This is a genomic window from Flavobacterium sp. LHD-80, assembly GCF_030929605.1.
Taxonomy (GTDB): Bacteria; Bacteroidota; Bacteroidia; order Flavobacteriales; family Flavobacteriaceae; genus Flavobacterium.
This window is the reverse complement of record NZ_JAVFVS010000009.1, coordinates 65,288-79,086: the sequence shown is the minus strand read 5'-3', so window position 1 is coordinate 79,086 and position 13,799 is coordinate 65,288. Positions and strand designations below refer to the sequence as shown.

Genomic DNA, 13,799 nt, shown 5'->3' with positions numbered 1-13,799 from the left:
TATGAAGACAAATACATTTTTTAGTATAAAATTAATCGCATTGTTCTCGTTTATTTGGCTTTTTGCCAGCTGTACAGATCTTGATGAAGTTGTATTAGATGAGGTTTTGGGAGGAAATACATCAAATCCTGCGGGAGCACTTGCGGCAGCTTATGATAGGCTAGGAGACGGAACTTTTGTAGATCATGGCGGTGTTTTTTCTCTGCAGGAATACACAACAGATGAGGCTATTTTACCAACGCGTGGAAGTGACTGGGGTGATGGTGGAAAATGGAGAGATATGCATGAATTTACTTGGAAATCGGATAACGCGATTGTAGGGGACAACTGGAACAAATTGACAAATGGAATTACGCGTTCGTTAACTGCAATTCAATCAGTTGAAGAAAGCTCAATTCCGGAAAAGAAATTGTTTTTGGCAGAAGCTAAAGGACTTTTAGCGTATTATTTGTACACGACTTTAGATTTGTACGGACAAGCGCCTTTTAGAGATCCAATGAATCCAAATGCGCCTTTACAGATTTTAAAAGCCGATACTCAAATTGATAAATTAATTACAGATGTTGAAGCTTTAATTCCTGATTTGGCAAGCATGGGCGAACAACAAACACACAATGGGCGTTTTACAAAAGAAGCTGCTTATGGTTTTTTAGCAACAATGTATTTGAACCGTGCTGTTTTTAAAGACCGCTACAATGCATCTTCGAACTTTAATTTTAGCGAAGCTGCAGTTTCAGGAGGTGGAACCGATATGGATCGTGTAATTTATTATACTTCATTATTGATTAATTCTGGGAAATATTCTCTAGAAAGTGATTATTTCAAAAACTTTGCAAGAGACAATAGCAAAGGGAAAGAGCTTATTTTTGCGATTACTCAAAAGATAGATTACATCCGTAACGGTTCAAACAGTTTTGCTTATGTATGTATGGAGCGTAATCAGAGAACTTCTGCAGCAAACAGAGGAACAAATGCGGCGTGTACTACTCCTGAATTTTTCGCTACATGGGATGGAAATCATGATGACCCAAGATTCCAACAAAAATACCAATATTCAGATGGAACATGGTTTAAAAATGACGGTACAGATGTAAGTGTTCCAGCAACTGATATTGTTCCGAAAAGTGCTAATTTACCTTGGTTCCACTTTAACAGAGGAATTGAATATGGGCCTCAATACGGACCAATTTTATTATCGTCAGGTTCTTTAGAAATGATCAACGGTCGTATAAAAGTTTCGCCTTTATTCATGGAAAAAAGTACAACTACAAGAATGGATTTTACGCCGTCATTAACGTTTAAAAATCCAGCTCAGGCGGTTTTTGCTCAAAATGAAATCAATCAAGGAGCGCGTATTTTTAAATATGAATTTGATCCAGAAGGAGGAAATGGAAACAGTAATGTTGATATTCCGTTATTCCGTTTAGGAGGAATTTACACGATGAGAGCTGAGGCTTACTTCAGAAAAGGAAGCGCAGGATTAGCAATGGATGATTTAAACAAATTGCGTACAAGCAGAAAGAGAGAAGCTTTGTTTGGAGGTGTGTCAGGAAAAGCACTTACTTCACTTGATGCAACACAATTGTATAACGAAATAGGTTTCGAATTGTATTGGGAATTATACAGAAGGCCACAAATGATTCGTTTCGGGAAATTTGACTTGCCAGGAACTGCTAAAGCAGCTTCACAACCATTTAGAAGAGTATTTCCAATTCCGCAGTCAACGATCGACGTAACGAAACAATTTACACAGAATCAAGGGTATAACTAAGTTGTGTTAGTTAGTTTATTTTTTTATTTATTTTTTATTAGAAAAGCCTGTCTTGCAAAAGACAGGCTTCTATTTTTTGTTTCAAGTTTCAGGTTTCCTGTTCGTTGTAGTTTAACCGCAAAGGTCGCAAGGTTTTTTGCATAGATTGTGTTTACAAACGCAAAGAACGCAAAGCTTTGCGAACTTTGCGTTTATTGTAGACAAACTGAGATAAAAAAACCTTGCGACCTTTGCGGTTAGATTCAGCCCAATCCAAAAGTTACATTTCAACTTGAAACCTGTAACAAATCAAACATTAAAAAAACTCTGCTCGTACAAATCCCAGACACTTCCGCTGCTGACCGCTTCTTTCATTTGCGCCATGATAATATTGTCGCCGTCACAGCGCATATTGATCATTCCGTATTTAATTCTGGTGCTTCCTTCGGCAGTTGAACGAGCGAGTTCGGTGGAGAAAACTAAAGGTCTTTTTGATTTTGTATATTTTCCGGCACAGCCAATAGCATCTGCACGCGGATGTGAATAGGTTTCATTATCGCCCGATGAAATAACTGTCGCATACGGATTTACTTTTGCCATAAAATCGGTCGTAAATTCAGATGCTCCATGATGGCAGGATTTTGCAACATCAACCTCAAACGGATTTGAATTGCTGTAATGTTCCAATAAATGATCTTCGGCAGGAATATTCAAATCTCCTCCGTATAAAAAAGAACGATTTCCGTAAGTTATTTTCAAAACTATGCTATGTCCATTTATAGTATGCGCTTCGTCATCAAAATATTTATAAGCCGTTTTATTATCGATTTTAGATGTTACAGGTCCTAAAACTTCAATCTTGAAATCTCTGTTATTTATTGATTTGTTAGAAATTATGCCATTAGTGTGATCTATACGAACAAAATCACCCAGACGCCCTTGGCTGGTTGCTGTATTAACCGCATTCAGAAATTTTTCTTGTAAATCAAGCATACCGCCTTTCACTTGGAGCGCATTAAACTCGGCCAAAGTATTGAAAGAAGTTTCCAGATAATACTCACCGTTGTGTTTTGACTTCTTTCCTAATTCGGTATTGTATTCTGTTTTGGGAAAATTGATTTTCTTATTATTGAATTTTGCAATTCCGTTATGATAAATGGTGCCAATGGTATAGTGACTATCATTAATAATATCAATTAATCCCTGATAATGATCTTTATCAAAATGACTGATAAAAATATAATCAAGATGCACTTTTTGGTTTTTGTCAAAATAGTATTTGTACTGCCATTTGCTCAAATAATGACTTAAATTATCATTTGGACCGCCATCAATAATTATTTTAAGTCCGTTTTCGTCATTTCCTACTTCAAGTAAGGCACCGTCGCCCTGACCAACATCAACATAAAAACATTTTAAAGCTGCCGAAAGTCCTAAACAGGTTTTGTCAATCCAGCTTTCTTTTCCAAAAGCTAAAATTTTTTGCCAATTTCCAGTTTCTTCGGGTAAAATTTTCACAAATGATCCCATCAGGATGGTATTGTTTTTTCCCTTTGGTTTTCCATCAGTACCAATGCTTTTATAAACATCGGCATAAAGACTAATTACTACTTTATAAAGGTCTGCCATATTATTTTTGTTTAAGATTTACGGATTTTCGCTTATTTAATGATATATAAAGCTTTTTTGAATAGTTTTGTGTGTAAATATATGAAAATCAGATAGATGTAAATTTGTTTTTGAAAAAAAGTTGGTTTCGTTATTTAATTTTTGTAGTATTTTTTGGTTTCAAATTATAATTTGAAACCATTATCGCCACCAAAATTTGAGCTGTCTTTACCAATTTAGATAATTTTGAGCTCAATCAAAATAACAGTTTAAAACTGTTGATAATAAGAAACTACTCTTGTAACAGAGAGAGCAGTGAAATCCTTTTTATTTGTCTCAAAATCTATTAGTTAAGAAACCAAATTACAAACAAATTAAAGAATCAAATTATGAAAAAGTATCACTTATTATTCGTTGTTTTTTTGTTTTCGCTGACAATTTCAGCGCAAAGTCAAGGTTCATTTTTGCTTAATCTGTATGGAGGTTATACCTTTTCGGATAAAGTAGATTTTGATGCCTCATATGCTAAAGTGGAAGATGGTTTTGAGTATGGTGCAGGTTTAGAATATTTTATTATGGATAACGCTTCTATAGAATTAAAATATAACAGGCTTGATACAAATATGCCTTTATACACAAAAGCACCTATACCTGCTTACGGTATTCCTGCTGGAGGCCAGGTTAATGCTGGAGATGATAAAGGTGCGATCAATTATATATTGGCAGATTATACGTATTATTTCGGATCAAGTTCTCAAAAAGCCCTACCATTCTTAGGAGCTGGTGCTGGTATTTCAATTCTTGAATCTCCACAAAGCGGTAACGGAACTTATTTTGCATGGGAAATCAAAGGTGGTGTAAAAATAAAAACAGATTCTGCTTTCTCAATAAATCTGAATGCTTATTTGCAATCGATGTCAGCAGCTGTTGGATATGACTACTACTGGGATTACTATTGGGGACCAATCGCAGTTACTGATTATGCCTCTACTTTTCAATTTGGTTTAGGAGCTGTTTTAAGTTATGATTTTAAAAAGTAAAATCGCGGTAAAACACCTTAATTCTTAAAATTTAAATTATGAAAAAAGTAGTTTTATTAGCGCTTGTACTTTTTTCTGCACATTCATTTGCTCAATCGAGTTTAAAAGAAGATGTAGAAGTTATACAATCTATTTATGGGAAATCAAAAGCTGATTTGGTTAGACAATACATGAATTTGTCAGAACCTCAGGCAACAGAATTTCAAAAGATATATGATGAATATGAAGTTTCTCGTAAAGCATTAGGACAACAAAAAGTGCAAATAATAAATGATTACGGAAATAATTATGCAACACTTGATGATACAAAAGCGGCATCATTAACCGAAGCAAGTTTAAAAAACGTTACCGATTATGATAAACTTTTAACCAAGACTTATGGCAAAGTCAAAAAAGCAATCGGCGGACGCAACGCAGCAAAATTTGTTCAGTTAGAACAATATCTGCAAGTAACAATAAGAGGCGAAATTCAAAATTCAATTCCTTTTATTGATGAAATTGATAAAACAAAAATCAATAGTAAGATTTAATATTTAAAAAGCGATAATTCAGATAACGAATTGTCGCTTTTTTGTCTTTAATAGCTTTTCAACTAATTAATATTTAAATGAATAACATTGTTATTTTGTAAAAATAGCAAGAGATGCTATAAGACAAAAACAGTATTCGAGAAGTATTTTTGATTGGAGTTTTATGCAAGCTTTTTTCTGTATAATCTCACTATTAAATAACATTCAAAACTAATACTATCATGATACATCAAATTGACACAACAGATAATGTAGTCGCATTTAGAGCATTGGCAGAAGTAACAAAAGATGATTTTTTAAAAGTAGTTGTTCCAGCAGTTGAACACTTGGTGAATCAGACTCATGAAATTAATTTTTTGCTAGTTCTTGATACTGATCTTGAAAATTTTACAGCAGGAGCGTGGCTCGAAGACGCATTACTCGGATTAAAACATTTAGGAAAATGGAACCGCGCCGCAATAATTACAGATTCTGAAGAAATTATCAAGTTCACAAACGGTTTCAGTTTTGTAGTTCCAGGAGAATTCCACGGATTTAAAAAAGAAAATTTCAATAAAGCTTTAAATTGGGTTGAGGGGAATATTAATCTTTCTTGATTTTTGTTTCAGGTTTCAAGTTCGTTGTAAATTTAACCGCGAAGTTCGCAAGGTTTTTTGTTCAGACTGTGTTTTAAAAACGCTAAAGAACGCAAAGCCTTGCGAACTTTGCGTTTGTAAATATAAAACTTGACAAAAAACCTTGCGAACTTTGCGGTTAAAAACAGCACAGGAATTATCGCATTTCAACTTGAAACTTGAAACCTGAAACAAAAAATTAGTGATTATATTCGATTCCGCTACTTTCAGTTAATTCTTTTTTTGCTTTGTATGATTTTGAAATTTGTTTGTAGCATGCTGAGGTTAACAATGGTAATGCAAGACTTCCAACCACTGCTGCCGATTTAGTATGTCCTGTTTTTTTCAAAACGGCACCAACAAACAATGCGCCTAGTCCTGCGCAAACTAAATTTTTCACTGATAATTTTGACGCCGGATTTGGCGTTATTCCATGCAATAAAGGATCTATAAAATTCAAATTTTCCATAATTATAATAATTTATTTGTTTAAACTTGTTTGTATTTAATTGGACGATTTTTCAGTGTCCGTATCACTTTCAATTTTTTCAATTTCTGCCTTTTCTTTTTTAATTGCTTGCCGGAGCAAAGCAAAAAGACTCATGTAAATATTTGCCATAAAAACCAGCGAGAATCCTGCCAAAATGTAGCCCCGCCAGTCATTTAACAAAAGTTTATAATTACAAAGCACTAAAAATGCAATTGTGACATAGTGACTGAAACAATATTCGCAAGTAAAGAGATAAAATACTTTTCTTGACAAAATTGTCTTGTCAAATTTGGAATGTTTGATACACCATTCTCTAGGCTCTCTAAAAATTTCCTCATGCGTAACAGTCCAGCTGATACAAGAAATTGGAAGAGCTAAAACAAAAAGCCAGATAATTTGTGTGGTCAAATCCATGTGCAAGAAATTGATTATTCTCTTGGATGATTTTCAGGAAAATGCTCTGCGTCAAAATCATTTAGATCTTTTGTGTCATCATCGTCCAGATCGCCATCTTTTTCTACATCATTCTCATAATCCAAATCAGGATTATAATCTTCGTCAAAATCGTTTTTTCGATCATCGTTTGTAATGGCATCATCCTCGTTTACAATGCGTTCCTGATTCGGAATGTTTTCAGCACGTATATTCGTATTGCTTTCAAAATCGGTTACATGATGCTGTGGATCTCCAATAAATTCTTCTTGATATTGATATGGATCTTCATCTTTGGCATAATTATCATTGTCGACCAATGTATTTTGATCGATATAATCTGGATCGCTTTCGCCAAATTCGAGATTAGTATGCGGTTTTAAATCTTGTTTGTATTGATCTTCAATTGAAGTCCCATCAACAAGAATATTTTGATCGATATAATCAGGATCGTTCTGATAATTATCTAGGTTGTGTTCATTTTTCATAACGTTTATGTTTAGTTATTAAAAGTTGTGATTTACAAATTTACCAAGCAAATCACAGGAAGACCTTACACAAATTGTTGTTATAGCTGCATAATTAACAGTTGCTTACATTGGAATAATTGTTAAAAGCGAAAAGAAGTTCGCAAGCAAAAATCACTATTTATAGTGATGTGTAAAATGTATTCGAATTATAGTTTTGCCACTTATGAAAAGAGGTAAAACATATAGCAGTAGAATGAAAAATAACAAAACTGTTTTCAAAAAAACGACCCAATTTGTATACATAATTTTCTTTTTAGGAATTATAACTTCTTACAGTCAAAATGGCTGTCCGCAAATACCACAGTCGGCTTTAAATGGTTTTAACGGTTTTTCTTCAGAAGGAAAAGCCGGCGCAGATGATTTTGGAAAAAGTGTAAAAAGTGCCGGAGATATCAATAATGACGGAATTGATGATTTAATGATTGGCGCTCCAAATGCTGATTTTGGTGGTGTGGCAAATGTGGGTGAAATCTACATTATTTTCGGAAAATCAGGACTTTCGATTAGCAATTTTGATGTTACAACGCTTAACGGAACTAATGGTTTTGTAATTAGAGGTGTTGCTGCTAATGAAAAATTGGGAGGTGTAATTAGCGATGCGGGGGATTTAAATAACGACGGAATTGACGATATCGTTATTGGGAGTGATCTTGGAACACAAGCCACTGCATATGTGGTTTACGGATCTTCTTCGCCATTTCTGGCGCTTTATAACAGAACCGATTTAAATACTTCAAATAGTGCCGCTTTTCTAGTTGATTCTGCTCTGTATACAGATGTTGTTGATGTCAGTAAAGCTGGAGATTTAAATCATGACGGAATAAGCGATGTCCTTTTAACTATTGATGGTGGTTTCTACGCTCATTATGTTGTCATTTTTGGAAAAGCCGGATTGACAAATCTTAATACAAGTACGCTAAATGGTTCTAACGGATTTATCATTGGAGGTTATCATATTACTTTTTTAGGAACATCTGCAATTGGTAGAAACGCTGGAGATATCAATAATGACGGAATTGACGATTTGCTTTTTGGAATTCCGAGTTTTAGTGACGGAGGATTTACAAGCAATGGAAGGGCAGTTGTATGGTTCGGAAAAAATACAGCCTACGCATCTTTATATAGTTTAGATACGATGGGACCCACAGAAGGTTTTGCCGTTACAGGAACCGGAGATTATAATTATTTAGGTGCTTCTGCTGCAGGAGTGCGTGATTTTAATAATGATGGAATCGATGATGTTCTGATTTCAGGACAGGGAAGAACCGTAAATGGTGCAACACAAGCAGGAGAAGCCTTTGTGCTTTTTGGCAGAAATACGCCTTTTCCAGCTCTGTTTTCTAATAGCACTTTAAATGCTACTAATTCGGTGATTTTTCAAGGAAAAAACACTTATGAGAATTTTGGATACAAGGTAAATTCGGTTAGAGATGTAAATAACGATGGAAAAAATGATATTATAATTTCGGCCAAAAAAGGTGGTCGGGCAAATAATGGTGCCGCATATGTTGTTTTTAGGGGAACAACAGCGGCAGGCATTATTGGCGCAAATCAAATTACAGGTACAAAAGGTTATCAGGTTTTTAATGATGAAAGTTATTATTCGTTCTATAATTTCGGAACCGACGTAACCGGTCTAGGTGATTTTAATGCGGATGGAACCAACGATTTTGCCGTAGGATCAATTGGCTCAAATTCGATTTACAATATCAAAGGGAAAGCATATGTTTTTTACGGAGAAAAATCAGATCGAACAGATGCTGTTAAGCCCATAATAAACTGCCCGTCAGGAATAGAATTGTACGCGAATTCTACTTTACCAAATTACGTTCATTCTTTGGTAACAATTTCAGATAATTGTACAGATGTCAACGATTTGCTTTTTACTCAAAATCCTCCCGAAGGAACTCTATTTACAGCCGATACAAATGTTACGATAACTATTAAAGATGAATCTGGAAATACAAATTCATGTTCCTTTTTAGTAAAATTGAAAACGAATACTCCCGTTTTAGATTGTAGAACACCATATTTAAGAACAACCGATTTAAACGGAACAATTGGTTTTGCAGTTTACGGAGAAAAAGCGGCAGGTGGAGCAGGTGCAAGCGTTAACACAGCAGGCGATGTAAATGGTGACGGAATAACCGATTTTATTATTGGTGCACCGGGAACTTATGATAGTACCAGCGGTAAATATGAAAATATTTATAGAACTATAAATGGTGCAGGATATGTTGTGTATGGAACTTCTGCAGGTTTTCCTCCAAATGTTGACTTGGCTTTGCTAAATGGTACAAATGGTTTTATCATCAGAAACGATTTGCCTCAGACTAATTTTCCTGTAACGGGTTACGATGTGAGCGCTGCAGGAGATATTAACGGCGACGGAATTGGAGATTTTATGATCAGCGATCCGTACCGACATACAACTTACGGAAATGAAGTTGGCCATGTTTATGTGGTTTTTGGGAAATCAGGTGGTTTTCCAGCCGAATTCTTTTTGTCTTCTCTAAACGGTACAAACGGATTTGCTTTAATTGGAACTACAGGTTATTCGGCAGTTGGAATTAATGTTGCCAAACTAGGCGACATCAATGGCGACGGAATTGATGATTTGGGAACAGTTGATAATGGAAACGGCTGGCTGGCAGGAAATGTTTTTGTGATTTATGGATCACATTCGGCTTTTCCGGCAGTAGTAAGAACCAATCAGATAAATGGTACCAATGGTTTTATTATAAAAGGAGATGCAACCGCAGGAACAACTGGAAGGCAAATTGCTGGTTTAGGCGATGTGAATGGTGATGGAATTCCAGATATTGGAGTAGGAAGCGGTGATGATTCTTCATTAATTAGAAAATTTGTTGTTTTTGGGCGTTCTTCCAATTTTCCGGCTTCTCTCAGTACTTTAGATTTAAATGGTACAAACGGATTCGCAATTGAAAATTCTGCTGATCCTTTGTATGAAAGTATTGGAATCGATACCGCCGGAGATGTAAATGGCGATGGATTAAATGATATTGCAATTACAGGAAGCTATATTTTATTCGGAAAAAATTCTTTTTCTGCCTTAGTCGATTTAAAAAACTTAAACGGAACAAACGGAACTAAATTCCTAAATAACGGTTTTTCAGAAGTTTTTGGCGGAGACGGGGATTTTAACAAAGATGGTTTTGATGATTTTTTATACCGATTCGGAAACGGTTTTGCAATTTATTACGGAAAAAGTACATGGACAGCAACAGTTGATATTAATACGCTGACAGAAAAAGACTGTATGAGAATGTATTCGTTTTATCCCGATGCTTTGAATTTTGCGGGAGACATCAATCATGACGGAATTGACGATGTGATTGCGGGAAGAGGAGTACATTATTATGACATTGCTCCAAATTATTCGCCGGGTAATGCTTATGTTATATTCGGAAAAAAAATAGAAGACACAGAAAAACCAGTAATTACAAATTGTCCTTCTAATCAAAATTTAAACATTGGAGATGCAATTCCAGATTACAAAACGGTTATAACGGTTACGGATAATTGCGATACAAATCCGTTGATTGAGCAAACACCGCTTCCCGGAACGATTTATGCCGGAGGAACGCAAATCATAACGTTGAAAGCAACTGATGCCAAAACGAATTTTCAGACTTGCAGTTTTACAGTTTCTGTAGGTACTGATACACAAGCACCTCAAATAACTTGCCCAGCAGATCAGCAGTTGGCTTGTGGATCTTTGGTGCCAAATTATTTAAGCCAATTAATAGTTTCAGATGATACTGATTTAAGTATAGATGTTACTCAATTTCCTGGCGCCGGCTCTACTTTTTTTGACGGAATGCAGATTGATTTTACCGCAAAAGATGATGCTGGAAATGAAAGCAATTGCAGTATTATTCTTCATGCTTCGGGCGCTGATACTGAACCGCCAACATTTACTTGTCCAACAAACGTAACTTTGAATTGTGGCGATGTAATTCCCAATTACGCGATTGATCCTATAATGAATCTTGCCGATAATTGCAGCGACATTGTACATTACGAAATGACACCCGCAGACGGAACTCCATTTTATGACGGAATTCCAATTCATATAAAATACACTGACGAATCTGGAAATGAATCCTTTTGTGATTTCATTGTTCATAACGCAACTCCCGATATTACCAAACCAGTAATTAGTTGTACAGGCAATAAAATTTTGGCCTGCGGAAGTCTTTTGCCAGATTATAGAAGTTTTGTAACCGCAACAGATAATTGCGCAGGAACAGTTACTTTCATTCAAAATCCAGCTGTCGGAACTCCTTTTACAGCAGGAATGACGGTTACAATTAGAGCAACAGACGTTTCAGGAAATTATGCCGATTGCAGTTTTATAATTAACGCTTCTGCAGATATTGTTAAGCCGGTTATTACTTGTATTGGAAATCAAACTTTGTCTTGTAATAGTACAATTCCAGATTATAGAAACTTAATTTCAGTAACCGATAATTGTGATGCATCGCCCGTAATTACTCAAAATCCGCCATCAGGAACTGCTTTCGTTGACGGAATGACAATCAAAATTACAGCAACAGATATTTCAGGAAATTATGAAGATTGCAATTTTATAATTAACGCTTCCGCGGATGTTACAAAACCGATTATAACGTGCATCGCAAATCAGACATTATCTTGCAACAGCACAATTCCAGATTACAGAAATCTAATTTCCGTAACTGATAATTGCGACGTATCGCCTGTAATTACTCAAAATCCAACAGCAGGAACTCCTTTTGTTGATGGAATGACAGTAACAATTACGGCAACTGATATTTCAGGAAATTATGCAGATTGCAGTTTTATAATCAACGCTTCCACAGATGTAACAAAGCCAGTTATAACGTGTATTGGAAATCAGACATTATCTTGCAACAGCACAATTCCAGATTATAGAAATCTAATTTCCGTAACTGATAATTGCGACGCATCGCCTGTAATTACTCAAAATCCAACAGCAGGAACTCCTTTTGTTGACGGAATGACAATCAAAATTACAGCAACAGATATTTCAGGAAATTATGCCGATTGTAGTTTTATAATTAACGCTTCCGCAGATGTTGTAAAGCCAGTTATAACATGTATTGGAAATCAAACTTTATCGTGCAACGCTACAATTCCAGATTATAGAAATTTAAGTTCAGTAACAGACAATTGTGATGTGTCGCCCGTAATTACTCAAAATCCGCCATCAGGAACTGCTTTCGTTGACGGAATGACAGTAACAATTACGGCAACTGATATTTCAGGAAATTATGAAGATTGCAGTTTTATAATTAACGCTTCCGCAGATGTTGTAAAGCCAGTTATAACTTGTATTGGAAATCAGACATTATTTTGTAACAGCACAATTCCAGATTACAGAAATTTAATTTCAGTAACTGATAACTGCGACGCATCGCCTGTAATTACTCAGAATCCAACAGCGGGAATTCCGTTTGTTGATGGAATGACCGTAACAATTACCGCAACAGATATTTCAGGAAATTATGCTGATTGCAGTTTTATAATTAACGCTTCCGCAGATTTGACAAAACCTGTAATTGCTTGTATTGGAGATCAGTTATTATCATGTGGTAGTGTAATTCCAGATTATACGCCTTTAGTTACAGCAAATGATAATTGCGATACCAAACCCGTACTTACACAAAGTCCAGCTGCGGGAAGTGTTTTTACATCCGGAATGACAGTTAAAATCACTGCAACCGATATTTCAGGAAATTATTCCGATTGCAGTTTTGTAGTTAATGCTTCCGCAGATGTTACGGCACCGATTATAACGTGCATTGGAAATCAGAATTTAAATTTTGGAGCACTTCTGCCAGATTATCGTTCGATGATAACGGTAACGGATAATTGCGACTCAAATTTGACAGTCACACAAACGCCATTTCCCGGAAGTCCTGCAACAAACGGAATGACCGTAACGATGTCAACAAAAGACAATAGCGGAAACACAAAAGAGTGTTCTTTTAGTATCAACGTCACATCAGATAATCAAGCGCCAGATTTTACTTGTTTGGCAGATCAATTGGTAGCTTGTAACACTAAAACGATTCCCGATTTCACTAAAATGATTACAGTTAAAGATAACTATGATCTAACTCCGGAAGTCACGCAGTTGCCAGTGGCTGGAAGTCTTTTTACAGAAGGAATGACTGTGGAAATCAAAGCTGTCGATAAAAGCAATAATCTTAAAAAATGCTCTTTTAAAGTGCAGTCAAATCCTGTTGTTGTCGATGCCGGAGAAGAGCAGCAAATAACCGAAGGAGAAATGGTACAACTTGATGCAATTGCTTTAGAAACGGGAACGTATTCTTGGTCGCCTGCAAAGGGATTAAGTAATAGCAAAATCGCAAATCCGTCATTTTTTGCTACAGAAACGACAACTTACACTGTCACATTTAAAAATGCTCAAGGTTGTGAAGCTACAGATGAAGTAACAATAGAAGTAAAACCGCTCGAAAAAGACGAAACTAAATACGGCTTTTCGCCAAATAACGATGGGATAAATGATTTTTGGGAAATTGATGACATTACGCAATATCCGCAGAATCAGGTTTTGATTTACAGTCGTTGGGGCGATTTGGTTTTTCAAATCGAAAATTACAATAACACCACAAACGTCTTCAGCGGAATTGCTAACCGAAGCCGAAAATTAGGAGCCAATGAACTTCCAGAAGGAACGTACTTTTTTGAAATCCGCGTTAATCAGCCTCATCACTTTAAAAAACTCAAGGGTTACCTTGTTTTAAAACGTTAA

At 35.7% G+C, this 13,799-nt stretch carries 9 protein-coding genes; 5 read left to right on the top strand and 4 right to left on the bottom strand.

Annotated features, from left to right (window positions below; genetic code table 11):
• Position 1: 1 nt before the first annotated feature.
• Positions 2-1,771, top strand: coding sequence for a RagB/SusD family nutrient uptake outer membrane protein (locus RB619_RS13275; RefSeq protein WP_308098149.1), 1,770 nt, complete (start codon positions 2-4; stop codon positions 1,769-1,771).
• 288 nt (positions 1,772-2,059) lie between these two features.
• On the opposite strand, the gene RB619_RS13270 is transcribed toward RB619_RS13275, so the two are convergent.
• The gene (locus RB619_RS13270; protein ID WP_308098147.1) at positions 2,060-3,379 is read right to left on the bottom strand and encodes a hypothetical protein; all 1,320 of its coding nucleotides are present in this window, start codon (positions 3,377-3,379) and stop codon (positions 2,060-2,062) included.
• Between the two features lie 368 nt (positions 3,380-3,747).
• Here RB619_RS13270 and RB619_RS13265 point away from each other — a divergent pair, with 368 nt between their 5' ends.
• The 3 genes from RB619_RS13265 to RB619_RS13255 all read left to right on the top strand — a co-directional run bounded on the left by RB619_RS13265 (position 3,748) and on the right by RB619_RS13255 (position 5,524).
• Positions 3,748-4,398: an outer membrane beta-barrel protein gene (locus tag RB619_RS13265; RefSeq protein WP_308098145.1), complete on the top strand. Its 651-nt coding sequence runs from the start codon at positions 3,748-3,750 to the stop codon at positions 4,396-4,398.
• Between the two features lie 38 nt (positions 4,399-4,436).
• Positions 4,437-4,928 (top strand): hypothetical protein, encoded by a 492-nt coding sequence (locus tag RB619_RS13260; RefSeq protein ID WP_308098143.1) that lies wholly within the window; start codon positions 4,437-4,439, stop codon positions 4,926-4,928.
• Between the two features lie 221 nt (positions 4,929-5,149).
• Positions 5,150-5,524, top strand: a complete 375-nt coding sequence (locus tag RB619_RS13255; protein ID WP_308098141.1) for an STAS/SEC14 domain-containing protein — start codon at positions 5,150-5,152, stop codon at positions 5,522-5,524.
• 217 nt (positions 5,525-5,741) lie between these two features.
• On the opposite strand, the gene RB619_RS13250 is transcribed toward RB619_RS13255, so the two are convergent.
• The 3 genes from RB619_RS13250 to RB619_RS13240 are packed head-to-tail and all read right to left on the bottom strand — an operon-like array spanning position 5,742 to position 6,952.
• A complete protein-coding gene (locus tag RB619_RS13250) occupies positions 5,742-6,011 on the bottom strand; it encodes a PrgI family protein (RefSeq protein ID WP_308098139.1) in 270 nt (89 codons plus the stop codon).
• A 36-nt stretch (positions 6,012-6,047) separates the two neighbouring features.
• Positions 6,048-6,446 carry a hypothetical protein gene (locus RB619_RS13245; RefSeq protein ID WP_308098137.1) on the bottom strand — a complete coding sequence of 133 codons (399 nt, stop codon included), beginning with the start codon at positions 6,444-6,446 and terminating at the stop codon, positions 6,048-6,050.
• A 14-nt stretch (positions 6,447-6,460) separates the two neighbouring features.
• A complete protein-coding gene (locus RB619_RS13240) occupies positions 6,461-6,952 on the bottom strand; it encodes a hypothetical protein (protein ID WP_308098135.1) in 492 nt (163 codons plus the stop codon).
• A gap of 235 nt (positions 6,953-7,187) precedes the next feature.
• Between RB619_RS13240 and RB619_RS13235 the strand changes: the two genes are divergently transcribed.
• Complete coding sequence (locus RB619_RS13235; RefSeq protein WP_308098134.1) at positions 7,188-13,799, top strand: HYR domain-containing protein; 6,612 nt, start codon at positions 7,188-7,190, stop codon at positions 13,797-13,799.

Excerpts from the sequence above, each read along its gene's own strand:
- RB619_RS13275 (WP_308098149.1), top strand. The coding sequence starts at position 2 with ATGAAGACAAATACATTTTTTAGTATAAAATTAATCGCATTGTTCTCG.
- RB619_RS13270 (WP_308098147.1), bottom strand. The coding sequence starts at position 3,379 with ATGGCAGACCTTTATAAAGTAGTAATTAGTCTTTATGCCGATGTTTAT.
- RB619_RS13265 (WP_308098145.1), top strand. The coding sequence starts at position 3,748 with ATGAAAAAGTATCACTTATTATTCGTTGTTTTTTTGTTTTCGCTGACA.
- RB619_RS13260 (WP_308098143.1), top strand. The coding sequence starts at position 4,437 with ATGAAAAAAGTAGTTTTATTAGCGCTTGTACTTTTTTCTGCACATTCA.
- RB619_RS13255 (WP_308098141.1), top strand. The coding sequence starts at position 5,150 with ATGATACATCAAATTGACACAACAGATAATGTAGTCGCATTTAGAGCA.
- RB619_RS13250 (WP_308098139.1), bottom strand. The coding sequence starts at position 6,011 with ATGGAAAATTTGAATTTTATAGATCCTTTATTGCATGGAATAACGCCA.
- RB619_RS13245 (WP_308098137.1), bottom strand. The coding sequence starts at position 6,446 with ATGGATTTGACCACACAAATTATCTGGCTTTTTGTTTTAGCTCTTCCA.
- RB619_RS13240 (WP_308098135.1), bottom strand. The coding sequence starts at position 6,952 with ATGAAAAATGAACACAACCTAGATAATTATCAGAACGATCCTGATTAT.
- RB619_RS13235 (WP_308098134.1), top strand. The coding sequence starts at position 7,188 with ATGAAAAATAACAAAACTGTTTTCAAAAAAACGACCCAATTTGTATAC.